Origin of the sequence: Serratia sp. BNK-17 (assembly GCF_048684935.1) — a bacterium.
GTDB classification, from domain to species: domain Bacteria; phylum Pseudomonadota; class Gammaproteobacteria; order Enterobacterales; family Enterobacteriaceae; genus Serratia; species Serratia nematodiphila.
In genome coordinates this window covers 4,800,060-4,824,593 of the sequence record NZ_JBLQTR010000001.1, presented here as the reverse complement: position 1 = coordinate 4,824,593, position 24,534 = coordinate 4,800,060, and the positions used below count along the sequence as shown (strand labels likewise).

24 protein-coding genes and 4 tRNA genes are annotated in these 24,534 nt (G+C 57.9%); 15 read left to right on the top strand and 13 right to left on the bottom strand.

The annotated features are described in order from the left end of the window. The first annotated feature begins 8 nt into the window (after positions 1-8). The 4 genes from pgsA to ACMGF7_RS23125 all read left to right on the top strand — a co-directional run bounded on the left by pgsA (position 9) and on the right by ACMGF7_RS23125 (position 1,660). Positions 9-557 carry a CDP-diacylglycerol--glycerol-3-phosphate 3-phosphatidyltransferase gene (gene pgsA / locus ACMGF7_RS23140; protein ID WP_004927937.1) on the top strand — a complete coding sequence of 183 codons (549 nt, stop codon included), beginning with the start codon at positions 9-11 and terminating at the stop codon, positions 555-557. Positions 558-701: 144 nt separating this feature from the next. Then, a tRNA-Gly gene (locus tag ACMGF7_RS23135) sits at positions 702-777 on the top strand. A gap of 713 nt (positions 778-1,490) precedes the next feature. Further along, a tRNA-Cys gene (locus ACMGF7_RS23130) sits at positions 1,491-1,564 on the top strand. Positions 1,565-1,574: 10 nt separating this feature from the next. Next, a tRNA-Leu gene (locus ACMGF7_RS23125) sits at positions 1,575-1,660 on the top strand. A gap of 163 nt (positions 1,661-1,823) precedes the next feature. Here ACMGF7_RS23125 and ACMGF7_RS23120 read toward each other — a convergent pair. Then, positions 1,824-3,164 (bottom strand): anaerobic C4-dicarboxylate transporter, encoded by a 1,341-nt coding sequence (locus ACMGF7_RS23120; RefSeq protein WP_004927934.1) that lies wholly within the window; start codon positions 3,162-3,164, stop codon positions 1,824-1,826. Between the two features lie 237 nt (positions 3,165-3,401). Between ACMGF7_RS23120 and ACMGF7_RS23115 the strand changes: the two genes are divergently transcribed. The 3 genes from ACMGF7_RS23115 to ACMGF7_RS23105 all read left to right on the top strand — a co-directional run bounded on the left by ACMGF7_RS23115 (position 3,402) and on the right by ACMGF7_RS23105 (position 4,795). After that, positions 3,402-3,854 carry a PaaI family thioesterase gene (locus ACMGF7_RS23115; RefSeq protein ID WP_004927931.1) on the top strand — a complete coding sequence of 151 codons (453 nt, stop codon included), beginning with the start codon at positions 3,402-3,404 and terminating at the stop codon, positions 3,852-3,854. Between the two features lie 142 nt (positions 3,855-3,996). Then, entirely contained in the window at positions 3,997-4,278 is a 282-nt protein-coding gene (locus ACMGF7_RS23110) for a hypothetical protein (protein WP_004927927.1), read from the top strand. Next, on the top strand, positions 4,244-4,795 hold the full coding sequence (locus tag ACMGF7_RS23105) for a hypothetical protein (RefSeq protein ID WP_004927924.1): 552 nt from the start codon (positions 4,244-4,246) through the stop codon (positions 4,793-4,795). Before ACMGF7_RS23110 ends, ACMGF7_RS23105 begins: the two co-directional genes overlap by 35 nt. A 58-nt stretch (positions 4,796-4,853) precedes the next feature. Here the strand turns inward: ACMGF7_RS23105 and ACMGF7_RS23100 are convergent, their stop codons facing one another. From ACMGF7_RS23100 to ACMGF7_RS23075, 6 genes are all read right to left on the bottom strand, one after another. Continuing rightward, on the bottom strand, positions 4,854-5,123 hold the full coding sequence (locus ACMGF7_RS23100; protein WP_131164381.1) for a hypothetical protein: 270 nt from the start codon (positions 5,121-5,123) through the stop codon (positions 4,854-4,856). Positions 5,124-5,219: 96 nt separating this feature from the next. Continuing rightward, a complete protein-coding gene (locus ACMGF7_RS23095) occupies positions 5,220-5,357 on the bottom strand; it encodes a hypothetical protein (RefSeq protein ID WP_162138956.1) in 138 nt (45 codons plus the stop codon). Between the two features lie 135 nt (positions 5,358-5,492). Further along, positions 5,493-6,995 (bottom strand): glycine betaine/L-proline transporter ProP, encoded by a 1,503-nt coding sequence (proP, locus tag ACMGF7_RS23090; RefSeq protein WP_015377406.1) that lies wholly within the window; start codon positions 6,993-6,995, stop codon positions 5,493-5,495. Positions 6,996-7,409: 414 nt separating this feature from the next. Continuing rightward, positions 7,410-8,777: a TolC family protein gene (locus ACMGF7_RS23085; protein ID WP_049241786.1), complete on the bottom strand. Its 1,368-nt coding sequence runs from the start codon at positions 8,775-8,777 to the stop codon at positions 7,410-7,412. 3 nt (positions 8,778-8,780) lie between these two features. Beyond that, complete coding sequence (locus ACMGF7_RS23080; protein ID WP_406887049.1) at positions 8,781-10,721, bottom strand: MacB family efflux pump subunit; 1,941 nt, start codon at positions 10,719-10,721, stop codon at positions 8,781-8,783. After that, on the bottom strand, positions 10,718-11,923 hold the full coding sequence (locus ACMGF7_RS23075) for an efflux RND transporter periplasmic adaptor subunit (RefSeq protein WP_420286725.1): 1,206 nt from the start codon (positions 11,921-11,923) through the stop codon (positions 10,718-10,720). The genes ACMGF7_RS23080 and ACMGF7_RS23075 overlap by 4 nt, the downstream gene beginning before the upstream one ends. 216 nt (positions 11,924-12,139) lie before the next feature. On the opposite strand from ACMGF7_RS23075, the gene cho reads away from it, so the two are divergent. The 5 genes from cho to ACMGF7_RS23050 all read left to right on the top strand — a co-directional run bounded on the left by cho (position 12,140) and on the right by ACMGF7_RS23050 (position 14,510). Further along, positions 12,140-12,988 carry an excinuclease Cho gene (cho, locus tag ACMGF7_RS23070; protein ID WP_049241780.1) on the top strand — a complete coding sequence of 283 codons (849 nt, stop codon included), beginning with the start codon at positions 12,140-12,142 and terminating at the stop codon, positions 12,986-12,988. 112 nt (positions 12,989-13,100) lie between these two features. After that, positions 13,101-13,197: transfer RNA gene (locus ACMGF7_RS23065), tRNA-OTHER, on the top strand. 185 nt (positions 13,198-13,382) lie between these two features. Further along, a complete protein-coding gene (locus ACMGF7_RS23060) occupies positions 13,383-13,682 on the top strand; it encodes a sigma-S stabilization anti-adapter protein IraP (protein ID WP_016928230.1) in 300 nt (99 codons plus the stop codon). Positions 13,683-13,805: 123 nt separating this feature from the next. After that, the gene (locus tag ACMGF7_RS23055; RefSeq protein ID WP_048322850.1) at positions 13,806-14,309 is read left to right on the top strand and encodes a YlaC family protein; all 504 of its coding nucleotides are present in this window, start codon (positions 13,806-13,808) and stop codon (positions 14,307-14,309) included. Positions 14,310-14,378: 69 nt separating this feature from the next. Further along, positions 14,379-14,510 carry a hypothetical protein gene (locus ACMGF7_RS23050; protein WP_015377413.1) on the top strand — a complete coding sequence of 44 codons (132 nt, stop codon included), beginning with the start codon at positions 14,379-14,381 and terminating at the stop codon, positions 14,508-14,510. 62 nt (positions 14,511-14,572) lie between these two features. On the opposite strand, the gene ACMGF7_RS23045 is transcribed toward ACMGF7_RS23050, so the two are convergent. The 4 genes from ACMGF7_RS23045 to mdoC all read right to left on the bottom strand — a co-directional run bounded on the left by ACMGF7_RS23045 (position 14,573) and on the right by mdoC (position 18,603). Next, positions 14,573-14,701, bottom strand: coding sequence for a hypothetical protein (locus tag ACMGF7_RS23045; protein WP_016928228.1), 129 nt, complete (start codon positions 14,699-14,701; stop codon positions 14,573-14,575). 240 nt (positions 14,702-14,941) lie between these two features. Beyond that, entirely contained in the window at positions 14,942-16,663 is a 1,722-nt protein-coding gene (locus ACMGF7_RS23040) for a potassium/proton antiporter (protein WP_015377414.1), read from the bottom strand. A gap of 282 nt (positions 16,664-16,945) precedes the next feature. Beyond that, positions 16,946-17,170 (bottom strand): hypothetical protein, encoded by a 225-nt coding sequence (locus ACMGF7_RS23035; RefSeq protein ID WP_033633376.1) that lies wholly within the window; start codon positions 17,168-17,170, stop codon positions 16,946-16,948. A 302-nt stretch (positions 17,171-17,472) separates the two neighbouring features. Beyond that, positions 17,473-18,603: a glucans biosynthesis protein MdoC gene (gene mdoC / locus ACMGF7_RS23030; protein WP_033633375.1), complete on the bottom strand. Its 1,131-nt coding sequence runs from the start codon at positions 18,601-18,603 to the stop codon at positions 17,473-17,475. A gap of 259 nt (positions 18,604-18,862) precedes the next feature. Here mdoC and mdoG point away from each other — a divergent pair, with 259 nt between their 5' ends. The 3 genes from mdoG to ACMGF7_RS23015 all read left to right on the top strand — a co-directional run bounded on the left by mdoG (position 18,863) and on the right by ACMGF7_RS23015 (position 23,391). Next, entirely contained in the window at positions 18,863-20,431 is a 1,569-nt protein-coding gene (mdoG, locus tag ACMGF7_RS23025; RefSeq protein WP_004927882.1) for a glucans biosynthesis protein MdoG, read from the top strand. After that, positions 20,424-22,982, top strand: a complete 2,559-nt coding sequence (mdoH, locus tag ACMGF7_RS23020; protein WP_164095231.1) for a glucans biosynthesis glucosyltransferase MdoH — start codon at positions 20,424-20,426, stop codon at positions 22,980-22,982. Before mdoG ends, mdoH begins: the two co-directional genes overlap by 8 nt. Before the next feature lie 163 nt (positions 22,983-23,145). Further along, entirely contained in the window at positions 23,146-23,391 is a 246-nt protein-coding gene (locus ACMGF7_RS23015; RefSeq protein WP_015377417.1) for a YceK/YidQ family lipoprotein, read from the top strand. 6 nt (positions 23,392-23,397) lie between these two features. Here the strand turns inward: ACMGF7_RS23015 and ACMGF7_RS23010 are convergent, their stop codons facing one another. After that, positions 23,398-23,943 (bottom strand): GNAT family N-acetyltransferase, encoded by a 546-nt coding sequence (locus tag ACMGF7_RS23010; protein ID WP_049241772.1) that lies wholly within the window; start codon positions 23,941-23,943, stop codon positions 23,398-23,400. Positions 23,944-23,976: 33 nt separating this feature from the next. Then, positions 23,977-24,354, bottom strand: coding sequence for a MysB family protein (locus ACMGF7_RS23005; RefSeq protein ID WP_004927872.1), 378 nt, complete (start codon positions 24,352-24,354; stop codon positions 23,977-23,979). Positions 24,355-24,534 lie beyond the last annotated feature (180 nt).

Sequence of the window (24,534 nt, the reverse complement as noted above, 5' to 3'; positions counted from 1 at the left end):
GTAGCATTATGCAATTGAATATACCGACTTGGCTTACCCTGTTTCGCGTAGTTCTGATCCCATTCTTTGTGCTGGCGTTTTATCTGCCGTTCAACTGGGCTCCGATGGTTTGCGCCGTTATCTTTGTGTTTGCCGCCGTCACCGACTGGTTTGACGGCTTCCTGGCACGTCGCTGGAAACAAACGACGCGCTTCGGGGCGTTTTTGGATCCGGTCGCGGACAAAGTGATGGTGGCGGTGGCGCTGGTGCTGGTGGCGGAGCACTACCACAGCTGGTGGATCACGCTGCCGGCGGCCACCATGATCGCCCGTGAAATCATTATTTCGTCGCTGCGCGAGTGGATGGCGGAAATTGGCAAACGCAGCAGCGTGGCGGTGTCCTGGATCGGCAAAGTGAAAACCATGGCGCAGATGATGTCGCTGGTGGGCTTGCTGTGGCGGCCGGATCGTTCCGTAGAGTATGTGGCGATTGGCTTGTTGTATATCGCGGCTGTGCTGACTTTCTGGTCGATGTTCCAATATTTGAACGCGGCACGCAACGATTTGCTGGAACCGTGATCGATACGCTGTAAAAAGCGGCAAACGATCGTGGTGTGCCAACAATTTTATTGACTCATCACGTCAGGTAAGTAGAATGCATCGCATCAGACGACAACGATGAATTGCCGAAAGATAGCAAAGAAATCAGTCAGTTCTGGTAATGCGGGAATAGCTCAGTTGGTAGAGCGCAACCTTGCCAAGGTTGAGGTCGCGAGTTCGAGCCTCGTTTCCCGCTCCAAACATTAGCCTGTTGAATCCCCGTGATTCGGCAGGTAAGAAAAAGGGGCTTCGGCCCCTTTTTCGTTTTCTATTCCTTTGCCGTCCGGCGAAATCTTTCTTCATCTTCCTGCATCGATTCTTGTCCCTATATCTCCTGCCATTTTCATACCGCAGGTTGCCTCCTGAAAACAGGCACATTTGATTGGACATCGTGTCGATGCTCTGTGGGGTATTGATGCCGGCCCATCGTGCGGCGTACAACCTGATGTGAGTCTCCAGCTCTGCAGTTGCGTTGGTCGTTCAGGGCGGCGGCACCGAAGATTGCGCGATGTCCCCATGATGATACTTTGCCCGGTACCCCATCATCATAAGCAAATGAAAAGCCGGGGAGGGCACGGGTAAGCGATTCCTGTCGAGAAAAAAGATCCGATTTGCCCGTGAATCCCTGAGCCAATGCATATAAAATCAACATTCCGCTTGCCTTTCCGTTGGCATTGTGAACAGTGCGCCCACAAAATAAGCAGTTGAAAGCGTTAGAGAACTTTTTGCTATTTCGGGGGGTTGCCAAGGTGGGGGGTTTAGTCCATAATGCAGTCCATCGATTCGGCGGTAACGAAATAAATTACTTAAGAATCAGATGATTAAGATGAGCGACTTCAACGTCGCGGTTGAAAAGAACAAAACGAAGTGGGTGGATCACCGGCTTTGGCCTGAAAAGGCAAACAGAATAAAGGCGCGTTAACAAAGCGGTTATGTAGCGGATTGCAAATCCGTCCAGTCCGGTTCGACTCCGGAACGCGCCTCCAACTTTCCCGAGCCCGGGTGGTGAAATCGGTAGACACAAGGGATTTAAAATCCCTCGGCTTATGGCTGTGCGGGTTCAAGTCCCGCCCCGGGTACCAGGGAACAAAAATACCGAATAATCAAAGCAATAAGTAGTAATGTCGTAGACCGCCGAGAGGCGGTTTTTTTGTGCCTGAAATTCGCATTACGCCTGCATTTTTTCCTTTCTTGTCATGCCGCTACCCTGCCTGCAGGGAGCCCCGCAGGGCTCCACAGTACAGATCATAAGAAACCGAACGCCGCAGCGAGGATCCAGCCGAAGACGCAGGAGACGCTGACGCCGATCAGGCCGGGCAGAATAAAGCTGTGGTTGATCACGAAGCGGCCGATGCGGGTGGTGCCGGAGCGATCGAACTGGATTGCCGCCAGATCGCTGGGGTAGGTTGGCAGAATGTAATAGCCGTAACAGGCCGGCGCCGAAGCGACGATATAGGCGGGGTTAACCCCGATCGCCAGCGCCACCGGCACCAGCGCCGCCAGCGCGGCGGCCTGCGAGTTGACGAATTTCGACACCAGCAGCAGGATCAGCGCATAGGCCCAAGGGTACTCTTTCACCAACACACCCAGTGTGGCCTCGATCTGCGCCAGGTGCGCGCCGAACATGGTTTCCGCCATCCAGGCGACGCCATACACCGCCACGATGGCGATCATGCCGGAACGGAACACCTCGTTTTTAGAGATAGACGCCGGGTTGGTGCGGGTGATGATAACGATCAACGCCCCGGCCATCAGCATGCACATCTGGATCACCAGAACCATGGAGAGCGGCTTGCCGCCGAAGCTGGGCCGCAGGCCGGAAAAGGCCCCCAGCACCGCCACCAGGGCGATGGTGGCGAGGAAAATCCACATGGCGATCCAGTTGCTGCGCGGCAATACCCGATCCAGCAGGGTAGCGGCGTCGCCGTAGACATAGCGATGGTTCTCCGGCACGGAGATGAACTTCTGGAACTCCGGGTCTTTGTCCAGGTCTTTGCCGCGGAACCAGCTGAAGATGCCGATCGCCAGAATGCCGCACAGCGTCGAAGGGATGGTGATAGACAGCAGATCGAGGAATTCCAGGTGGCGGCCATTGAAGGTGTAGCTGCTGAGCATTGCCACCAGTGACACCACCGCCACCGAGACCGGGCTGGCGATAATGCCCATCTGCGCGCCGATCGAACTGGCCGCCATCGGCCGTTCCGGGCGGATATTATTTTTTATCGCCACGTCATAGATGATCGGCAAGATGGTGTACACCACATGGCCGGTGCCGCACAGGATAGTGAGAATACAGGTGACGAAGGGGGCGATGATCGAGACATAACGCGGGTTGCGCCGCAGCATCCGCTCGGCGATCTGCAGCATGACGTCCAACCCGCCTGAGGCCTGCAGGGTGGCGGAGGCCGCCACCACCGCGATGATCACCAGCATCACGTCTACCGGCGGTTTGCCGGGCTGCAGGTGAAAGCCAAACACCAGGATCATCAAACCGATACCGCCCAGTAACCCCAGCGCAATACCGCCCTTACGCGCCCCATACAGCAGGCATGCCAATATAACCGCTAATTGCAGAAAGAAATCCATGATAGATACGCCTTAATAATGTTGAACTTAACTGCGTTAAGTTTCCGGCGGTGTTTACAGTAGAAAGTTGTTTTAAATCTAAAGGCTCTGAAAAATTGTGGTTATTAGCTCTAAAGAGTGATGACGGTCACGTTCAGAGAATCTGAAGAGCAGGCGGCTGACGACATCAGCACGAAAAAGCAAGTTAAGAGGTCAGACCTCTCCTATATAACCGGTTTACCACCAGAGGAGAGAGCAATGGATCCGACAAAAATGACCGGACTGGCGTTATTACAGGCTGCGATGGCTGGCAAGATCCCACCGGCCTCGATCGCTGAAACCGTGCCCATGAAACCGGTCGCGGTGGAAGAGGGGTATATCCGCATCGCGGCGCGGGCCGACGGGCGCCATCTGAATCCACTGGGGGGCGTACATGGCGGTTTCGCCGCCACGGTTTTGGACTCGGTGACCGGTTGCGCGGTGCACAGTACGCTGGGCGCGGGGATTGGCTATGGCACCGTCGATCTGCAGGTTAAAATGTTGCGCCCTGTGCCGAAGGAAACTGATCTGATCGCCGAGGGGCGTCTGGTCTATGCGGCGAAGAACGTCGCTTTCGCTGAAGGCACGCTCAAAACGGCGGAAGGGAAGCTGCTGGCTTCGGCAACCGCCACTTGTTTTATTATTCGCCCCACCGAACAAGCACCGCAATAACCTGCTTTTTTATCGGGCTTCGGGCTATCAACCCGGAGCCGGATGCATTTATCTTCAGCTGCATGCCTTGCTGCGCTACGATGGCAGGCGCGATACGCCATTGTGGTCTAGTATTCTTGGGTGAAAATTTATCGGGGTGATTATGCAGCCGTATAAAGAGGTTGAGTTTGATCATGAGCTTTGTCTGGCGATCGGCAAAGCCGTATTAGACGTGGTGGCGCAGGGGGAAGAAACCAGCGCTCCGGCGGTGATGAACGCGATTGAGCGGTCGGTGGCGCAGGGTCTGAATGACGACGAAACCGCCATCGCCGACGACGCCCTGGATGTGATGGCTCGTCTCATCCACGGTTTCAGATTCATTAATCTCGCGGGTGAAGAGGATACTCCCCATGCATTGGTTGAATTTCAAGCGCTACAAGAGTGACGTTGCCAAACAGGCCGTGCCGCCGCATTTGAATGCGGCTGAGTTTGCGCGGCATTACGCCGACAAGCCGCAAGCCGATACGGAAGAGTACCTTTCGTTGAGCGGGGAGATGTGCTGGGATGCGGTGGTGCTTTGCGCTCACCGTTCAGGCGCGCTCAGCAAGGCGAAATACAAGCAGCTGTGGCTGACGGTGTTCGATAAGCAATATAAACATTTCGTCAGCCCTGATGATACCGAGATCCGCACCATGGCGGATATGCTGCGCGCGCCGCAGGGATGTTTTATCGGTATATTTTCCATGCGCGACGCGGCGGCGCCCCGATTGCTGCATGCCATGATCGGCACCGGTGCGGGATTTGCCGCGGGCAATAAAAATCTTTGCATCGGCGTGGGCGGCGCGGTCGGTTGGGAAAATCTCAATCTGGCGCGCGATCTGCGCTGGCAGCCGGAAGGCGGTTTTTTACGCCAGGGTGACAACGAAGTGCTGCGCATTTTTTATCGGCCTTTCCCCGCCTGAACCACCGGCCGCAGGCTTTTTAGGATAAAAAAACCGCCGCCCGGCGGTTTTTTGTTGCTTACTTAAACCCGCCGTTGCGTATGAACTCGAGACCGGCGGTGGTGATCCGCGTTTGGTGCGGATCGATATCATAGTTGTTCTCGTCGATGTCGCTCATCACATAGGCTTGTATCAGCCCCTTGGTTTTAAGATAGGCGAAGGGATCGGCGAAGGCGTGCGGGCTGGTGGCGTCCTGCTTCCACAGTTCGTAGGTTTTTTCATCCAGCGTGCCGGGGTGATTGACGGCCAGGCGGGTCAGGATCTGATTGTAGAACTCATAGTCGGTCATGATGTGGTCCTCTTTATCGCGAGCGACAGTCTCGGAAAATGGCGTAACGTCTATCAATCATAGCCGAAGTTTCCCACCGCCTGCGGCGGCGTCGGGTTAGCCGCGTTGGCTTTCAATCCAGTGAAACAGACGTGAAATGCTGAAGGTGATATCGCCAATGTTGAAAAGCGCGCCGAGCCACAGGGTCAGCATCACTAGGATGCCGATGATGATGGGAAGGTCCATTTTGCTCATGATCATGTTCTTCATCAATAAAGAGTGTGCGGCAAAGCGTACCACCAATCCTGATTGTCATAAAAATGCGCTGCGCATTATTTCTTTTGAAATCAAAGCAAAAAAGCCACCCAAACGGGTGGCTTTCAGCGGTGATCAGTCCAGCTTGGGGTGCTGGTCTATCAGGATCTGCTTTTTCTTTTCCAGCTCGGCGATCTGCGCGTTGATGTCCTCGACTTTCTGTTCGATGTTGTCGTAGGTCTCCTGCAGCAGTTCTTTCGCTTCGGTACGGTCAGAAGCGGCCGGCGTCGCGCCGCGCAGCGGCTTGTTGGCGGTCTCTTTCATGTACAGACCGGTGATAAGACCGATCACCGCCACAACCATCAGGTAGTAGGCCGGCATGTACAGGTTGCCGGTCGCTTCGACCAGCCAGGCAGCGACGGTCGGTGTTGCACCGGCGATCAGTACCGAAATGTTGAACGAAATCGCCAGCGCGCTGTAGCGGATGTGCGTCGGGAACATTGCCGGCAGAATCGAGGCCATCACCCCGGTGAAGGAGTTGAGCAGCACCGCCAGCACCAGCAGACCGACGAAGATCAGGCCGATGACGTTGCTGTTGATCAAAATGAAGCACGGGATCGCCAGCGCCAACAGGCCGATGCTGCCGCCGATGATGAACGGCTTACGACCGATACGGTCGCTGGTCAGGCCGATCACCGGCTGCACGAACAGCATGCCGATCATGATGGCGATGATGATCAGAACGCCGTGATCCTCCGAGTAGTGCAGGTTATGCGACAGGTAACTCGGCATGTAGGTCAACAGCATGTAATAGGTCACGTTGGTGGAAATCACGATACCGACGCACACCAGCAAACTTTTCCAGTGTTTGGCCGCGATCTCTTTGAACGAGGTTTTCGGCGGATTTTCGATGGCGTTGCGATCCTCTTTCTCCATCTTATCCACGTGCTGCTGGAACGCCGGGGTTTCTTCCAGCGCATGGCGCAGATAGAGACCGATCAGGCCCAGCGGGGCGGCGATGAAGAACGGAATGCGCCAGCCCCAGTCGAGGAAGTTGGCTTCGCCGACGATGCTGGAGATCAGCACCACTACGCCTGCACCCATCACAAAGCCGGCGATGGAGCCGAAATCCAGCCAGCTTCCCATAAACCCGCGTTTGCGGTCCGGCGAGTATTCGGCGACGAAGATCGCCGCGCCGGAATATTCACCGCCGACGGAGAAGCCCTGCGCCAGTTTGGCCAGCAGCAGCAGGATCGGGGCCCAGATGCCGATCGACGCATAGGACGGGATCAGGCCGATACAGAAGGTGCTGACCGCCATGATGATAATGGTGACCGAGAGAACTTTTTGCCGGCCGAACTTGTCGCCCATAGCGCCGAAGAACAGGCCGCCGAGCGGACGCACCAGGAAGGGCACGGAGAAGGTCGCCAGCGCGGCGATCATTTGTACGCCGGGAGAGGCGCCGGGGAAGAAGACCTGGCCAAGCGCATAGGCGACAAAGCCGTATACGCCGAAGTCGAACCACTCCATCGCGTTGCCCAGGGCCGCCGCGGTGATCGCCTTCTTGAGTTTGCTGTCATCGATGATGGTGATGTCGTTAATGTGCATCGGTTTATGTCGTTTTTTTCTTAACTTCATATAATCATCCCTTAATGAATTATTCGTTGTTCGTGAAAGCGTCATCTCCGTTCACTGTTGTTTTCGAGTTATCAAATCGGCTAATCGAATCGCGATTCAAAACGATTCATTATCCACATTTAAGTTGGGATGTGGATCACAAAATATCGTCGTTTATGCCAAGGTTATGTCATTTAGGTGACTAATTATTTTGCATCTATAGCTTAACGTTATATCTTGCGGCGATCAAATTCAGCAGTTTAACTTAAGTATTTGCACCGATTTGGTGCGAGAATAGTCTAATAATTGTGCTATTTGACGGTTTTTCGTCTGATTGACGATGTTTCAAGTATAGAGAGTACGGGAGATAAAACAGGAAAAATTGATGTGTTCACCGCTAAAAAAACGCCTGGCCAACTGGCCAGGCAGTTTGGATTAGGGCGCCGACGAACCGCCGAACTCCAGATAGATTTTCGCCAGGTTCTGGTACTGCGCGAAGCGGTTTTCATCCACCGCCAGTTCCGCCTGACGGCGTTGTTCCTGAGCGTTCAGCCAGTCGGTAATGGTGACGGCGCCCTGTCGGTAACGCACTTCGTTCAACCGCTCCGATTTACGCGCCAACGCCAATGAGGCGCGCAACTGCGTCTCCTGCGCCAGCAGCTGCGTGCGCAGTGACAGCGCATTGTTCACATCGCCCATCGCTTTGTACAGCGCCTGTTTGAACGCCAGCACCTGCTGTTCATAGTCGTTGCGGGCGATCTTGATCTCCACGCCCATTTGCCGCCACTGCAGGAACGGCAGCGTCAGGCCGGCGCCGAGGCTGCCCGTCGGGTTGCGCAGGAATTCCAGCAGCGCGCTGCTGCTGGCGCCCAGCGAGCCGGTCAGGCTGAACGCGGGATAGTATTGCAGCCGTTTCTCGTCAACGTTGGCCAGGGCGGCGCGCAACCGCAGTTCTTTAGCGCTGAGATCCGGGCGGCGGCTCAAGACGCTGGCGGGAATGCCGGTGTTGATCTGCGGCATCGCCGCCGTCGGCAGGCGTGCGGGCGCGATGGCGGCCTGGCCCGAAGGCGCACCCAGCAGCACCGCCTGTTCGTTCAGCGCCTGTTGGCGTTCGTGCTGCAACGCCAGCAGTCGGCTTTCCTGCGTCAGCAAGCTTTGCTCCGCGTTCACCACGTCCAGCGCCGAGATGCTGCCGGCGCGGTAGCGGGCGTTGGCCAGCCGCAGGGTTTCTTTGGCGTAGGCGATGCTCGCCCGGCTGACGTCGATCTGCTGATTGAGGAAGCCGATGCGCCAGTAATTCGTGGCAGCGTCGGCCAGCAGCGTCAGACGCGCCGTTTGCAGATCCTGCTCGGAAGCCTGGCTGGCCCACTCGGCGGCGTCGCGCTGGCGCGCCAGTTTACCCCACAGATCGACTTCATAGCTGGTGGTGAGCGACGCGTTGCTGGTTTTATTCCACGCGGAGGACTCGGACAGCGGGCGATTAATGCTGCTGCCTAATGAGGCGCTGACGTCAGGCGCGGTGCTGATGCCGACGCGTTCCGCCTCGAGCCGCGCGCGGTAGACGCGCAGCACGGCGGCGGCCAGATCGTTGTTGCTGGCCATCACCTGTTGCAGCCAGCGCTCGAGTTCAGGATCGTGGAAATCACGCCAGTCGAACGGCGTCGGCGTGGCGTTTTCGGCGGCGTGCTGCCACCCTGCAGGATAGTTGATCTGCGGCGCCCGGTAGTCGCTTTTCAGGGCGTTGCCGCAGCCTGCGGTGAGCAGGGCGGCGAGGCTTAACGCCAGGGGAGAGAGAATTTTCATGGGTTACTCGCTGGCCAATGAAACGACCGGATCCATCCTTGCCGCTTTACGGGCGGGGAGATAACCGAAGATCATGCCGATTAAGGTTGAACAGAAAAACGCCGTCGCGGCGGCTTGCCAGGAATAGATGGCGGTGAACATGCCGCCCGCCAGCGTGGTGAACAGCGAACCGGCGGCGAACGACAGCGCGATGCCCAAAATGCCGCCGATCAGACAGACCAGCACCGCCTCGATCATGAACTGTTGCATGATATCGCCGCGCCGCGCGCCGACCGCCATGCGCACGCCGATCTCGTGGGTGCGCTCGGTTACCGAGACCAGCATGATGTTCATCACGCCCAGGCTGCCGATCACCAGCGAGATCGAGGCCACCATCAGGATCAGCAGGCTGAGCGTCATCGAGGTGCGTTCGATCGATTTACGGAACTGATCGCGGTTGAACGTCATGAAATCCTTGACGCCATGGCGTTGGGTCAGCAACTGCGTGATGGCGCTGACGGCGGCTTCGCTGGCGACGTCGTCCTTCAGGCGCACGGTGATGCCGCCGAGCGTGGTCTTGCCGACCATACGGTACATCACCGTGCTGTAGGGCATCCAGACGCTGATGCGGTTAGGCGCATAGTTGCGTTCGCTTTTGGCGACGCCGACCACCCGCGCCGGCACCGAGCCGAGAAACACGATCTGGCCGAGCGGCTCGACGCCAAAATCGCCGAACAGCGCCTGGCGCGCGTTATCGTCGATGATCACTTCCTGCAGCGCGTTGCGATCGTCGCGGAAGGTGGCGCCTTGCACCAGCGTGATGCCGTTGACGCGGAAATAGTCGCGCCCGACGCCGGTGATCGAGGCGGTGGCGGATTTGCTGCGAAAACGGATGCTGTCGGACGCGCTGACCTCCGGGCTGACGCTGTCGACGAAGCTTTGTTGTGCCAGCGCGTCGGCATCGGCCGGCACCAGGGTGCGGATGCTGTCGATGGCGTCGTCGAAGAAGTCGCGCCCCGGATAGATGCTCACTACGTTGGTGCCGAGCCCCTTGATATTCTCCAGCGTGCGCTGCTTGGCGCCTTCGCCCAGCGCCACCACCGTAACCACGGCGGCGATGCCGAAGATAATGCCGGTCATGGTCAGAGCGGTGCGCAGGCGATGGGCGTTCATCGCTTTTAGCGCCATGTGCAGCGATTCGCGGGTGCGGTCAATCAGGCTTTGCCAGCCGCTTTGCCGACTGCGGTTCGGCGGCGGCAGCGCGGCAGCAGCGGGCGCCGATTGGCGGCCGCTGTCAGCGATGATCTCGCCGTCTCGCAGCTCGATGACGCGGTGCGCATGCTGCGCCACGTTCATATCGTGGGTCACGATCACCACGGTGTGGCCGCGCTGATTCAGCTCGCTCAGGATCGCCAGCACTTCCTGGCCGGATTGGGTGTCCAGCGCGCCGGTCGGTTCGTCCGCCAGGATAATTTCGCCGCCGTTGATCAGCGAGCGGGCGATGCTGACGCGCTGCTGCTGGCCGCCGGAAAGCTGGCCGGGCTTGTGGTCTTCGCGGCCCTCCAGGCCTAACCGCGCCAGCAGTTGCGCCGCCCGCAGCCGCCGCTGATCGCGCCGGGCGTTGGCGTAGATGGCTGGAATTTCGACGTTGCCCAGCGCGCTGAGATCGGGCATCAGGTGGTAACGCTGGAAGATAAAGCCGATATGCTCGCGGCGCAGGCGGGCCAGTTCGTCCGGCGACAGGTGGGCGGCGTTCTGGCCGCTGATGTAGTAGTCGCCGCGATCCGGCACGTCGAGGCAGCCCATGATGTTCATCAGCGTCGATTTGCCGGAACCCGAGGCGCCGATGATCGCCACCAGCTCGCCGGCGGCGATGGTCAAATCGATGTCTTTCAACACCGTCAGCGCCTGACCGCCGTTGGTGTAGGTTCGACTGATGCCTTTTAGCTCGATGATCGCGTTCACAGGAAGATGCCATCCTCAGCCGACTTGGCGGCGGGCTGCGACAGCACCACGGTTTCACCGGCTTTCAGGCCGCTGAGGATCTGAATATCGACGTTGTTGGTGATGCCGGTGGTCACTTCGCGCGTTTCCAGCCGCTGATCCTGAGTCAGCACCTGCACCTGCTGCACTTTCCCTTCGGTTTTATGCACCGCCTGGATCGGCACCAGCAGGGTGTTCTTCGCGTCGTCGAGCAGTAAGGAAACCTGCGCGGTCATGGCGATGCGCAGGCGGTTCTCCGGGTTGGGCACGTCCAGCAGCGCGTTGTAATAAACCGAGGCGTTCGAGGTGCCGGAACCAGACGCGGAGCTGGTGCCGGCGAGCGAGTCGTCTTTCATCACCGATTCCGGCGCCAGCTCGATGGTGCGCAGCGTGGCGTCGTACCGTTTATCCGGATCGGAGAAAATCGTGAAGTACGCCTTTTGCCCCGGTGAAATGCGGGTGATGTCGGCTTCGGAGATCTGCGCCTTGATGGTCATCATATCCAACCGCGCCAGTTTGACGATGGTCGGCGCGCTTTGGCTGGAGTTGACCGTTTGCCCCTGCTGCGTCACCACGGCGATGACGATGCCGTCCATCGGCGCGACCACGCGGGTATAGCCCAGATCGATTTTTTTCTTGTCGACTTCGATCTGCGATTGCACCAACTGCGCATTGAGCGCCTGCAGATCGGCGCGAGTGGTGGCGAGTGAGGCTTCGGCGGTTTCGAAGTCTTCCCGCGAACTGGCTTCGTCGTTCAGCATGCGGCGCTGGCGTTTGAAACGCGACTCCGCCTGTTTCAGCAAGGCCTGTTTGGCTAACATATTGGCTTTGACTACGTTCAGCGCCGCCTCGGCGTTGCGCAGATCGTTGCGCTGTTGCTGATCGTCGATGTCGGCGATCGGTTGCCCTTTGGTGACGCGATCGCCCAGCTTGACCTTCAGCGATTTGACTTCGCCGGAGACGCGGGCGCCGACGTTGACGCGTTCGATGGCATCCAGCCGCCCGGTGGCCAGCACGGCGTTTTCGATATCGCCCAGGCGGGCCGGCGCGGTAACGTAATCCTGCTGCGGCGGGCGTTGCCAAAAGATGGCCAGCGCGACGGCGACGGCGATGAAAACGATGGCGGCGATCAACGCCAGACGGCGGGAGGGGCGTTTCAGTGATGACATACCCAGGTTTTCCATAACGATAAAAGCGGCGGTTCCAGTCTGCCATCATGGCAGCGCCAGCTTGAACTGGCGCTAAACGTGAGGCGCTTTCCCGCTGGAAAGGGGATAGTAAAGGCTTTCCCGTTAAAGATCACGGTGAGTTATTATCCGCCGGGTGTGCAACCGGCTGCAGGGCGCGTTATACTGGCTAAAAAACCAGTATTCATTCATCAGCAGGATAATGCCACCGCCATGATGCCAAACCGCCTCGAGCCGGAACTCGACATTTATCAATACCCGGAGCACCTGCGTGCCTGCCTGGCGCCGTTGCCCAAAGGGCCGGGCGTGTATGTGTTTCACGGTCAAAGCGAGAGTCTGCCGCTTTACATCGGTAAAAGCGTCAATATACGCAGCCGGGTGATGGCGCACTTCCGCGCGCAGGAGGAGGCAAAAATGCTGCGCCAAACCCGACGCATCAGCTTTATCGAGACCGCCGGTGAGTTGGGCGCATTGCTGCTGGAGGCGCAGTTGATCAAACAACAACAGCCGCTGTTCAACAAACGTCTGCGGCGCTCGAAACAGCTGTGCGCGCTGCGCTTGCAGGCAGATGTGGTGACGATTGCTCACGCCAAAGAGATCGACTTCGCCGTCACGCCCGATCTCTACGGGCTGTTTGCCAATCGCCACGCCGCGCTGGAAAAGCTGCGCGCCATCGCCGACGAGCATCGTTTATGTTACGGCAAGCTGGGGATCGACAAGCTGCCGGCTGGGCGAGCCTGCTTCCGCTATAGCCTGCGCAAGTGCGCCGGCGCCTGCTGCGGCGTGGAGTCGGCGCAGGAACATGCGCTGCGGCTCAGCGCGGCGCTTGAACAGCTACGCATCGCCTGTTGGCCGTTCGCCGGGCGCGTGGCGCTGGAGGAGCAGGGCGAGACGCTGCGTCAGTACCATGTGATCCACAATTGGTTTTATCTGGGCTCGGTCGGCAATCTGGCGCAGGCGCAGCGGCTCCAGAGTGCGGCCAGCCATTTTGATAGCGATGGCTACAAGATTTTGTGCAAGCCGCTCATGGCCGGCGATTATCGGATTATTGAGCTGCCGTAATGCCATAACACTATCGATAACCTAAGACTTATCTGTAAATTCAGGGCATTATGCTAAAAAAGCTTGAGTCCATAATGTTGTTATGGATAATGGCACCCCGAAGCGAAGGAACGCGCTATTAACTCAGTTGGCAGAGTGATTGGTTTTATAATGGCTTGTTTTGGCTTGAAAATTGATAGACGCGGGTTCGAGTCCTGCATAGCGCGCCAGCTTTCTTTCCTTCATCTCACCGCGCTTATCGTAAAGCGCACCCGGGTTGATTTGCACTATCGGCTCCTCGTTGGGATTTTCGGGTGTGCTTTACCGTAACCGCTGGCTTTCCTTCCTCTTTCTCTTTCGATCCTTTGCTAAACTGTAATCAGGCAGGCTTGCTGCCCGGCAACAGGAGGTCGATATGTCTCACTCCGAGCAACTGCAGGAGCTCTTGCAACGCGTCGCCGCCCTTGAGGCGAGAGAGAAAGCGCTGAGCGCCGCGTCCAACGCTTACCAGGCGATTATCACCACCATGTTGGGCAATATGGAGAAGACCGAGCGTGACCGGATCATCGCGATGATCGATCAGGCCCATGAAATCGCTTACGCCCGCGCCATTCAACGCAGCAACGAACCGCAAAAGCAGAAGATCAAACAGGCCGACGATGTGGCCCAGCGTATGTTCATGTTTGCACAAGGCAAGGCTGCCCAACCGCGCTGAAGCCGAACTATAACAGTTGCCACGATTAAGTTGGCTAACTGATCTACCCGGCGAAACTGTACTTGTGTTACTTTTAGCGGTGAGATTTGATGGCAATGCTGTTTCCAGCATAAGGTTGTAACGATGGACGCGATTAAAAGCATCTTGGTTAAAGAGATTGAACAGATCAATCGGCGCGAAGGGCGGGACGGCAAGCCGCGCTTCAACAGCGAATTCGCCCGCACTCACCGCTATCTGTGCCTTGCCATGTTCGCCGGTTATTTCGCGGTGATCGCCGTGATGTATCAGGTGCCGTACATGGGGATGTATGCCTTCCTGGGCTTCACCGCCTTCGTGCTGTTCATGTTCGCCATGCTGCTGATCGAGATCCGGCCGGTGTACCGCTTCGAGGACATCGGGGTGCTGGATCTGCGAGTTTGCTACAACGGCGAGTGGTACTTCACCCGCGCGCTGTCGCCTTATGCGGTGCAGCAACTGCTGGATGAGCCATCTATCGGCGCCGCGCTGAAACAGAAGATGCGGGTTATCATCGGTAACAAGGGCGAAATCGACTTCTACGACGTGTACGACATGGCCTACGGAAAAAAGCCGCAGGATGAGACACCTCAGTTGGCGGCGGCGAACTGAAAGGTTTCCGGCCGGCGGCTTGTCGATTATACTCAGCGTTTGAACGCGAAGCAGAATGAGGATCAAGCGATGAGTGATGATATTTTCGATTTTGATATCGATGCCGAACTGGCGAAAGCCGAAGAAAAAGCGGCGCAGAAGGTAAAAGAGGTCCCCGAGTTCCTCGAAGACGAAGCGGACTGCGAAGGTTGCAAGATCTGATTGCCTGACCCATAAAAAAAACCGCCGCGGCGGTTTTTTTTATGTCTGAGCGTCGCGCGGCGTCAATCCAGCACGAATCCCCAGATCAGGAACGCCGCCACCAGAATCAGGCAAAGCGCGGACACCGTCACCAGTATTTTCCCCAGAATGTCTTTTTCTTGTTCCTGCTGCGTCACGTTGAAATTATCCAATTAAAAGTCTATGGACCAAACCGGCGATGCCGAGATCGAGCGCCGCTACGCCCAGCGCCATGATCACTATCACCGAAAGAAATCGAGTCTTGCCGTTCACTTCCCTAATCCCTATCGGCGCCGTTATATCAAAGGGATATAATTTGGCGGCGCCGTACTGCATACATCGTGATAGAGATTAAGAGCGTTCTTAAGGCCAGAAGTTCCCTCATCTGATAGGCCGGCGCCTGAGCGGCAGCGTTAGTCGGTCACGATCCGCACGCCTATCTTGCTGACTTGATTGCCGTCCATTTCGGCGATGGTCCAGGTCAGACCGTCCCATTCCACCTGGTCGCCGATCACCGGTTCACCGCCGATCAGCTGAATGACGAACTGCCCCAGCGTCTGCTGCTCGTCGACGTCGTCTTGCAGATTGAGACCATAAACCTGCGAGATGTCGCTTAAACGGGCGTCGGATTGCAGGATAAAGTCGCCGAAGAAGCGTTCGTCGAGCGTCACGGCCGGCGCCTGGCTGAACAGCTTGCCGAGGATCGGCAGATCGTGCTCATGGCCGATGACGCACAGAATATCGTTCTCCCGCAGCCGGGTACTGCCGCTAGGATGGAGCAGCTCTTTGCCACGGAACAGGGCGGCGATGCGGGTATTGGGCGGCATTTTCAGCTCACGCAGCGCCGCGCCGACGCACCAGTTTTCCGCCGAAAGCTGATACACGAACTGTTCCCACTGGTTCTCCGGGTGCACGTCCAGCCCAACGCGGGAGATCGGCGTCAGCGCCGGCGGCACGATCACCTTGGCTTTTTTGGCGGCGAATGACAGTGTGGTGCCCTGCAGCAGCAGGGAGACCAGCACCACGAAGAACGCCACGTTGAAGAACAGCTGGGCGTTGGGCAGCCCGGCCATCATCGGGAACACCGCCAGGATCACCGGCACCGCGCCGCGCAGGCCGACCCAGGAAATAAAGCCGCGCTCGCGCAGGGTAAAGCTGCGGAACGGCAGCAGGCCGATAAACACCGACAGCGGGCGGGCGAACAGGATCATCCACAGCGACAGCAGCAGGGCAGGGATGGCGATCGGCAGCAGCTCGTGCGGGTTAAGCAGCAGCCCGAGCACCAGGAACATGCCGATCTGGCTGAGCCAGGCGAGGCCATCGAAGGTTTGTACGATGCCGTGACGGTTGCGGATCGGCCGGTTGCCCAGCAGCAGGCCGCACAGATACACCGCCAGAATGCCGCTGCCGTCCAGCGCGGTGGTCAGCGCGAAAATAAGAATACCGCCGCTTACCGCCAGCAGCGGATAGAGGCCGTCCGCCAGTTTGATGTGGTTGATCAGCGTCAGCAGCAGCCAGCCGCCGCCCAGACCGAAGACGATGCCCATGCCGAACTGCTGCATCAGATGCAGCGGGAAGGTCCAGCTCAGTGCGGTTTCCCCGGCGGCGATCATCGCAATCAGCGTGATGGTGAGAAACACCGCCATCGGATCGTTGCTGCCGGATTCGATCTCCAGCGTGGCGCTGACGCGTTCGTTCAAACCTTTGCCCCCCAAAAGAGAGAAGACCGCGGCGGCGTCGGTGGAACCGATGATGGCGCCGATCAGCAGCCCCTGCAGCAGATCGAGATTGAACAGCCAGGCGGCGGCCATGCCGGTCAGGCCGGCGGTGATCACTACGCCGACGGTGGCGAGAGAGAGTGCCGGCCACAGGGCGACGCGGAAAGAGCTGACCCGGGTACGCATGCCGCCGTCGAGCAGGATCACCGCCAACGCGAGGTTGCTGACCAGATAAGCGACCGGGTAATTGCTGAAGACGATGCCGCCGGGGCCATCGACGCCGGCCAGCATGCCGATCGCCAGGAAGATCACCAGGATCGGAATGCCGAGCCGGGAAGAAAATGAGCTGAGCAGAATGCTTGCCCCCACCAGCACGGCACCGATGACGAACAAACTGTTAATGGTGCTGGCATCCAAAATATCGCTCTCCTGAGGCTGGGGGATAGGGGCACTGCGCTGGTGTCGATGATAACGTGTTTAGTGGGTAAAACGCCAAGGCTGATTGCGAAAACAACCGATCAATTATTGCCCTTTGGGGCGATTAACCGAATAAAGTGAGGGGAAGAGGGAGAATGCTGTCTTTTATCCAACATTATCAGGCTGCTGTATTTCTGCTTTGGCAACAATGCCGGGTTTGCACGGTGGGAAAAACCATTAAGCCCGCGCAGGCAGGCTTAATGGTTTGCAGGCGCGGCAGGATTAATGATCGAGCGATTCCAGCGCCCGTTTGATCAGCTCGGTGGCCAGCTTGCTTTCCGCTTCAGAAATGCCGTCGAGATTGAAGTTGGAAAGCTCAGCGACCAAAACGCTGCGTTCTTTGCCGCTGATCGAAGCGTCCAGCGCGGACAGCAACCTGCCGAGGATCTTCAGCAGGGTGGCGTTTTCCGCTACGGCTTCTTGAGCCGGGGTGTTCTTATCGGTCATTCAAAATCCTCTCTGTCGTGACGGAAGGGAGATGCAGCTAACGCCATCGAATAAATTAAACGATCGCGCAGCCCTTCGGGGGTGCTGAGCCCAATCACTACCGTAAGGCAGGGATCCGGATTTCTACTTATGCATTGCAGTTATAACGGCTAGGTTATCTATGCAGCCGTATCACTTTGCCCGAACGGGCGACGTCAGGCTGAGCAATGCGTGCTCTGCATGCAAACGACCAGTATAGGCTTTTTACGCGGCGGCAATATGGCAGAATCCCCCTGCAAACGGTCGGGTTTACAGGGGCAAGGTTATTGCGGTTTGCCGGAGAACAGGAAGCGCAGCGCCGGAATGCGCTTGTGCAGTTCATATAGCGCGAAGGCCAGGGAGAACACAAACAGCAGGCCCAGCAAGAATCCCAACAGGTTGTTGCCGATATACGGCGTCACGAAAGCGCCATATATCAGGGTTAACGGATGGTGCACCAGATATATAAACAGCGAGGCGTTGACCAGATAGGTGATGCGCGGCGAGTGATAATTCAGCAGGTTATGCCCGAAAGAGAACACGACGTTGGTCATCAGGATCCCCATTAGGGTTTTGATCACCACTTCCAGCTCGAACATATAGCTGCTGTGCGCCAACAGCTTTTGGTTCAGCATATATGCGATAAACAGCAGCAGCGAACCTAGCAGCGCCAGCGGCGAGCGGCGCAGAAAAATCTCCTTAAGCCACACATACTTAAACGCATAGGCGCCGAGGAGGAAGAACGGCAGGTAGAACATCGTCTCCATCACCACGAAATTGAACAGGCCGTTGGATAATAGCTGCGGGGCGAAAATTAAAATAATGCGGTGCGCGGCCGAGTAGCATACCGCATAAATAAAGAAATACAGTGAGATGTTTCCTAATCCACGCATTCTGTTTATTAGCGTTGGAATATGTTCACGGGTTTGACGCTTGATTTTACGGAACAGATAAAAACAGGCGCAGGTTAACAATGACAGCGTCAATAAGAACCACAGATGAGAAACCAATTCCCAAACTGTTACATTTATTTTCTGATAGAGAGAAAATTCATCCCAGCCGTTTAATTTGTCGGTGAAATATTTCAGCATGAAAAACTGCGGCACCGTGATCAGCGGGATGGAGCTCAACAGCGGGATCGCCACCCGCTCCAGCCTGACCTTCAGCCACTGGTGGCGCTCGTAGCGCTCGTAAAGCATGTAGGAGAAGTAGCCGGATATCACGAAGAACACCTGCATGCGGAAGGCGTGGATGAAGTCGTTCAGCACCGTGAGCGAGAAGGAGGGCGAAGCGCTGTTCACCGCCCAGGCGTGGCTGGAATAAATCAGGGAGAGGTGAAACGGAATGCCGAGCAACATCAAATAGGCTCTGATGGAGTCGAGGAAAAACTCGCGCTGTTTGCTGCCTTTAGTCATAGATTACCGCTGGTGATTTAATCGAGAGTTCATTAACACGCTTAATAAGTCGTCAAACGTTAAATTGTTATCCGGAACCCTACTATAGCCCCCCGCATTTTTCCATAGCGTCTTGTTGCGCGGCTTGCTACGCTGGTGTTCCATCAGCTGCTTAAACAATGAGCCGTAAACATGAACCATCCATTTATCATGTTGTCGGAAAGCTGAGTAATCCATTAATATGGATTTAAATGCTTTGAGCACACGAATAGGGGGGGATGTGCTAGTTAATATATTATCCGGACAACCACGCGCCGCGAGCGTTCGTTGGTTAGGTGCGACCGTATTGTTCACGCTGTTCAGTTCGCCGGCTTGGGCCTTTTCTATTGATGATGTCGCCAAGCAGGCGCAGGATCTGGCGGCGAAAGGTTTCGAAGCCCCGAAGAGCAACCTTCCTTCTCAGTTCCGCGAGATGAAGTTCGCAGACTATCAGCAAATTCAGTTCAATCACGATAAAGCCTATTGGAGCAAGCTGAAAACCCCTTTCAAGCTTGAGTTTTATCATCAGGGGATGTACTTCGATACGCCGGTGAAAATCAACGAAGTCACCTCCACCAGCGTAAAACAGATCAAGTACAGCCCGGATTACTTCAACTTCGGTTCGGTCAAACACGACCCTGAATCGGTGAAAAACCTCGGCTTTGCCGGTTTTAAGGTGCTTTATCCGATCAACAGCGCCGACAAAAACGATGAGATCATGAGCCTGCTGGGCGCGAGCTATTTCCGCGTGGTGGGTAAAGGACAGGTTTACGGGCTTTCCGCTCGCGGCCTGGCTATCGACACCGCTTTGCCGTCCGGCGAAGAGTTCCCGCGTTTCCGCGAATTCTGGGTTGAGCGTCCGAAGCAGGGCGACAAGCACCTGGTGATCTATGCGTTGCTGGATTCCCCGCGCGCCACCGGCGCTTACCGTTTCACGGTGATCCCGGGCCGCGACACCACCGTGGACGTCGAGTCTAAAGTGTTCCTGCGCGACAAGGTGGGTAAACTGGGCCTGGCGCCGCTGACCAGCATGTACCTGTTCGGGCCGAACCAGCCGTCGCCGACGCTGAACTACCGCCCGGCGTTGCACGATTCCAACGGTCTGTCTATCCACGCCGGCAACGGCGAGTGGATCTGGCGTCCGCTGAACAATCCTAAACACCTGTCCGTCAGCACCTATACCGTCGAGAATCCGAAAGGCTTCGGTCTGCTGCAGCGCGGCCGCAACTTCAAGGATTACGAAGATCTGGACGATCGCTACGATCTGCGCCCGAGCGCCTGGATCGAACCGAAGGGCGACTGGGGCAAAGGCAAGGTCGAACTGGTGGAGATCCCGACGGCGGATGAAACCAACGACAACATCGTCGCGTTCTGGACGCCGGATACCTTGCCGGAAGCCAAAAAGCCGCTGACGCTGAGCTACCGTTTGAACTTCACCCGCGATGAAGACAAACTGCATTCGCAAGATATCGCCTATGTGGCCCGTACCATGCGTTCGACCGGCGACGTGAAGCAGTCCAACCTGATCCGCGAGCCAGACGGCAGCGTGGCCTTCCTGGTTGACTTCGTTGGCCCGGTGCTGAAAGGGCTGGACGCCAATACCCCGGTCGCTTCTCAGATCAGCATCGGCGACAACGGTGAGATGGTAGAAAACAACGTCCGCTATAACCCAGTGACCAAAGGCTGGCGCCTGACGGTGCGTCTGAAAGTGAAAGACGACAAGAAGCCGGTAGAAATGCGTGCGGCGCTGGTCAATGGCGATAAGACTCTGTCGGAAACCTGGAGCTATCAGCTACCTGCCAATGAATAAGCCTACTCAACCTGCCCAGGATTATCTTGCGGCGCTGCCTCTGACCGCCGAGCGGTCGGAGGCGCTCAACCCTCAAACGGCGGATGGCGCTCAGGCACTGGAGGCGCTCCATCGGCAGATGGGCGCCGCCGACGCCAACGTTAATAGCCTGTCGGCGGATGACGTGGCGCTGGCCTCGGTCAAACCGCGTATCGAAAACGCCTGGCCGGATGCGGTCAGCGATGACGACTTTGATACCGACGCCGAAGGGCGCGCCATTCTGAAGGCGACGCCGCCGATCAAACGCACCACCATGTTCCCGGAAGCCTGGCGCACCAACCCGGTGGCGCGCTTCTGGGATTCTCTGCTGGGGCGGTCGCCGCACAATCGGCACGCCACCAAAGAGGAGGCCGAGGCCGAGAACCGCTGGCGTACCGTCGGCTCCATGCGCCGCTATGTGCTGCTGGTGCTGATGCTGGTGCAAACCGGCATCGCCACCTGGTACATGAAAACCATCTTGCCTTACCAGGGCTGGGCGCTGATCGATCCTATCGCCATGCTGGATCAGGATCTGATGCAGTCGGTGTTGCAACTGCTGCCGTATGTGCTGCAAACCGGCATTCTGATCCTGTTCGCCGTCCTGTTCTGCTGGGTCTCGGCCGGTTTCTGGACCGCGCTGATGGGCTTCCTGCAGCTGCTGATCGGCAAGGACAAATACAGCATTTCCTCCACCATCAAGGGCGATGAGCCGATTAACCCGGCGCACCGCACTGCGCTGATCATGCCGATCTGCAACGAAGACGTCGAACGCGTGTTCGCCGGCCTGCGTGCGACCTATGAGTCCGTCGCTGCGACCGGTCAGCTGAAACACTTCGATATCTACGTGCTGAGCGACAGCTACGATCCGGACATCTGCGTGGCCGAGCAAAAGGCGTGGATGGAGCTGTGCCGCGATGTCGATGGCCACGGCCGCATCTTCTATCGCCGCCGCCGCCGCCGCGTCAAACGCAAGAGTGGCAACATCGACGACTTCTGCCGCCGCTGGGGCGGTGAGTACAGCTACATGGTGATCCTGGATGCCGACAGCGTGATGAGCGGCGAATGCCTCACCGGGCTGGTGCGCCTGATGGAAGCCAACCCGAACGCCGGCATCATCCAGTCGGCGCCGAAGGCGTCCGGTATGGATACCCTGTATGCGCGCGTGCAGCAGTTCGCCACCCGCGTTTACGGGCCGTTGTTCACCGCCGGCCTGCATTTCTGGCAGTTGGGCGAGTCGCACTACTGGGGGCACAACGCCATCATCCGCGTGAAGCCGTTTATCGAGCACTGTGCGCTGGCGCCGCTGCCGGGCGAGGGCTCTTTCGCCGGGTCTATCCTGTCGCACGACTTCGTTGAAGCGGCGCTGATGCGCCGCGCTGGCTGGGGCGTGTGGATCGCTTACGATCTGCCGGGCAGTTATGAAGAGCTGCCGCCAAACCTGCTGGACGAGCTGAAGCGCGACCGTCGCTGGTGTCACGGCAACCTGATGAACTTCCGCCTGTTCCTGGTGAAAGGCATGCACCCGGTGCACCGCGCGGTGTTCCTTACCGGTGTCATGTCCTACCTGTCGGCGCCGCTGTGGTTTATGTTCCTGGCGCTCTCCACCGCATTGCAGGTGGTGCATACGCTGATGGAGCCGCAATACTTCCTGCAGCCACGGCAGCTGTTCCCGGTCTGGCCGCAGTGGCGGCCCGAGCTGGCGATAGCGCTGTTCTCCACCACGCTGGTGCTGCTGTTCCTGCCGAAGTTGCTCAGTATTGTGCTGATCTGGGCCAAGGGCGCGAAAGAATACGGCGGGGCGTTCCGTCTGTTCATTTCGATGCTGATGGAAATGCTGTTCTCGGTGCTGCTGGCGCCGGTGCGCATGCTGTTCCATACCGTGTTCGTGGTGAGCGCCTTCCTTGGTTGGGAAGTGGTGTGGAATTCGCCGCAGCGTGACGACGACGACACGCCGTGGGGCGAAGCGTTCCGCCGCCATGGCTCGCAGATGTTGCTGGGCCTGGTGTGGGCCGGCGGCATGGCGTGGCTGGATCTGCGCTTCCTGTGGTGGTTGGCGCCGATCGTGTTCTCGCTGATCCTGTCGCCGTTTGTGTCTGTGTTGTCGAGCCGCGCAACGCTGGGCATGAAAAGCAAACGCGCCAAGCTGTTCCTGATCCCGGAAGAGTACAATCCGCCGCGTGAGCTGTTGGCGACGGAAGAATATCTGCATCTCAACCGCAACCGCGCGCTGACCAACGGCTTTATGCATGCGGTGGTCAATCCATCCTTCAATGCGCTGGCGACGGCGTTGGCGACGGCGCGTCACCATCTGCGCGCGACGCTCGATCGCAATCGTGAGGAGCGGGTGAACGAAGCGCTGCAGTTGGGGCCTGAGAAGCTGGTGAAGGGCAAACGTCTGGAGCTGCTGAGCGATCCGGTCACGCTGGCTCGTTTGCATCAGCGCGTCTGGCTGTTGCCGGAAGGCGCCGCCTGGCGTGAGCATTATCAGCAGTTGCCGCACAACCCGCTGGCGCACCCTACGGGCCGGCGTTAATTGCTAATCGGCAACGCTCAGACGGGGAATGCGCATGGCGCATTCCCCGTTTTTTTTACCTTTCGCTTACGTGCGCCGGTGCCGGTGGAGAAAGAGAACTGTGATAGACTGCGGCCGATGCGTTGTTCACTCGCGAAACAACCCCTTGCTCAGAGTCAATGTCGTGAAGCTCTCTTCCTATCTTCGGCTGGCCTGCGTGGCGGCCGGTGTGATGGCACTCACCGGCTGCGGCAGCATTATCAGCCGCACCGTGCCCGGTGCGGGGCATGGCCACCAGTACTATCCCGGCGTGCAGTGGGATCTGCGTGACACGCCCTGGCGCTACGTCACGGTGATAGACGTCCCGCTGTCGATGGTGGTGGACACCTTTATGCTGCCGTTTGATGCGCAGCATGGCCCCTACGAGTAATTTCGTTTAGCGGGTGGCGAACACCACCAGCTGATAGCTTTGCTGCCCGCAATGGAAAGGCGCCAGCGCCGTCATCCCCAACCCTTGCACGTGAGCGGCCAACGAATGCGGATTGTCGTCGTCGATAAACAACGCGCCTACGTCATAGTCATGGCAGGTATGCGCTTTGACCGCGGCGTAGAGGCGCTTCAGCACGCCTTTGCCGCGCCAGGCGGCGGCGAGGCAGACCGGGCCGTAGAGAAACACCCGCTGCTCACTCAGCGGCCGTCCGGCGAAGGATTGCGTGGCGAGCGTCACCAGCATCGCCTCCACCACCGGCGGGCGCGGTTGCACGTCGGCGGGCATCAGGCAAACAAACCCCGCCAGTTGGTTCTCCTGTTCGGCCACCCATATGCCGATGCCGCGGTTGATCGCCGCCAGCTGCGCCTCATTCATGCGCGATACGATAAATCCCTGCCGTTTTTGGCGCTCGTCGAGCGCTTCCGGCACGTTTTCCCCCTGTAGCTGCAAAATGGCGGGGTAGTCGGTAGGGCGGGCCCGGCGAATAATCATGCGGCCTCCTTGGCGATGAAAGCGTGGTGCGGGTTAACGTTCATCCCACTCATCGGCTGCGGCCTGGCCTTCTTCGGTATCCAGCGGCGGTTCGAGCTGAAAGTCGCCTTCCTCCCATTCGTAAAGGGTGTTTTCATCTATCCACTCGGCGGTAATTTCCACCTCGTCGTAGTCACCGTCGAAGATCGCCTGCGCCGCCGCACCGCTGCGCAGCGTCAGACATTCTACCGCCTCGCCTTCTTCTTCGAAGAACTCCGCCTGCCACATCGTGTCGCCATCCTGCATCACGTACTTTTGCAGATTGAACTGCTGGGGCACCGGCGGTTCGTCACCGCTGCCGCCTTCGGCGGTGTCGATAAACTCTTCGCGTGCGGCCTCGATGGCTTCTTCCAGGGTTGCATACAGGCTCATGTTCGCCTCCGTTGACAATGAGAGTAAAGCGTCCGGCGCATTGCCGGTGCGGTGGGGGAAACGTCAAAACTAATTGTTGTCTCACTGGCGCAGGATGCAAATTTTTTTGTTGTCCGCTGTGCGACGATGGTTGTCCGCAAAGCGGGAGAAGAGGAGGCGATGGCGGGAAATAATGACGCG

Coding starts and splice junctions, on each gene's coding strand:
- proP (WP_015377406.1), bottom strand. CDS start 6,995: ATGAAGTTAAGAAAAAAACGACATAAACCGATGCACATTAACGACATC.
- ACMGF7_RS23105 (WP_004927924.1), top strand. CDS start 4,244: ATGCATTGGTTGAATTTCAAGCGCTACAAGAGTGACGTTGCCAAACAG.
- mdoH (WP_164095231.1), top strand. CDS start 20,424: ATGAATAAGCCTACTCAACCTGCCCAGGATTATCTTGCGGCGCTGCCT.
- ACMGF7_RS23005 (WP_004927872.1), bottom strand. CDS start 24,354: ATGAGCCTGTATGCAACCCTGGAAGAAGCCATCGAGGCCGCACGCGAA.
- pgsA (WP_004927937.1), top strand. CDS start 9: ATGCAATTGAATATACCGACTTGGCTTACCCTGTTTCGCGTAGTTCTG.
- ACMGF7_RS23035 (WP_033633376.1), bottom strand. CDS start 17,170: ATGACCGATAAGAACACCCCGGCTCAAGAAGCCGTAGCGGAAAACGCC.
- ACMGF7_RS23060 (WP_016928230.1), top strand. CDS start 13,383: ATGTCTCACTCCGAGCAACTGCAGGAGCTCTTGCAACGCGTCGCCGCC.
- ACMGF7_RS23085 (WP_049241786.1), bottom strand. CDS start 8,777: ATGAAAATTCTCTCTCCCCTGGCGTTAAGCCTCGCCGCCCTGCTCACC.
- ACMGF7_RS23095 (WP_162138956.1), bottom strand. CDS start 5,357: ATGAGCAAAATGGACCTTCCCATCATCATCGGCATCCTAGTGATGCTG.
- ACMGF7_RS23120 (WP_004927934.1), bottom strand. CDS start 3,164: ATGGATTTCTTTCTGCAATTAGCGGTTATATTGGCATGCCTGCTGTAT.
- ACMGF7_RS23055 (WP_048322850.1), top strand. CDS start 13,806: ATGGACGCGATTAAAAGCATCTTGGTTAAAGAGATTGAACAGATCAAT.
- ACMGF7_RS23010 (WP_049241772.1), bottom strand. CDS start 23,943: ATGATTATTCGCCGGGCCCGCCCTACCGACTACCCCGCCATTTTGCAG.
- cho (WP_049241780.1), top strand. CDS start 12,140: ATGATGCCAAACCGCCTCGAGCCGGAACTCGACATTTATCAATACCCG.
- ACMGF7_RS23050 (WP_015377413.1), top strand. CDS start 14,379: ATGAGTGATGATATTTTCGATTTTGATATCGATGCCGAACTGGCGAAA.
- ACMGF7_RS23115 (WP_004927931.1), top strand. CDS start 3,402: ATGGATCCGACAAAAATGACCGGACTGGCGTTATTACAGGCTGCGATG.
- ACMGF7_RS23100 (WP_131164381.1), bottom strand. CDS start 5,123: ATGACCGACTATGAGTTCTACAATCAGATCCTGACCCGCCTGGCCGTC.
- ACMGF7_RS23075 (WP_420286725.1), bottom strand. CDS start 11,923: ATGGAAAACCTGGGTATGTCATCACTGAAACGCCCCTCCCGCCGTCTG.
- ACMGF7_RS23110 (WP_004927927.1), top strand. CDS start 3,997: ATGCAGCCGTATAAAGAGGTTGAGTTTGATCATGAGCTTTGTCTGGCG.
- mdoC (WP_033633375.1), bottom strand. CDS start 18,603: ATGACTAAAGGCAGCAAACAGCGCGAGTTTTTCCTCGACTCCATCAGA.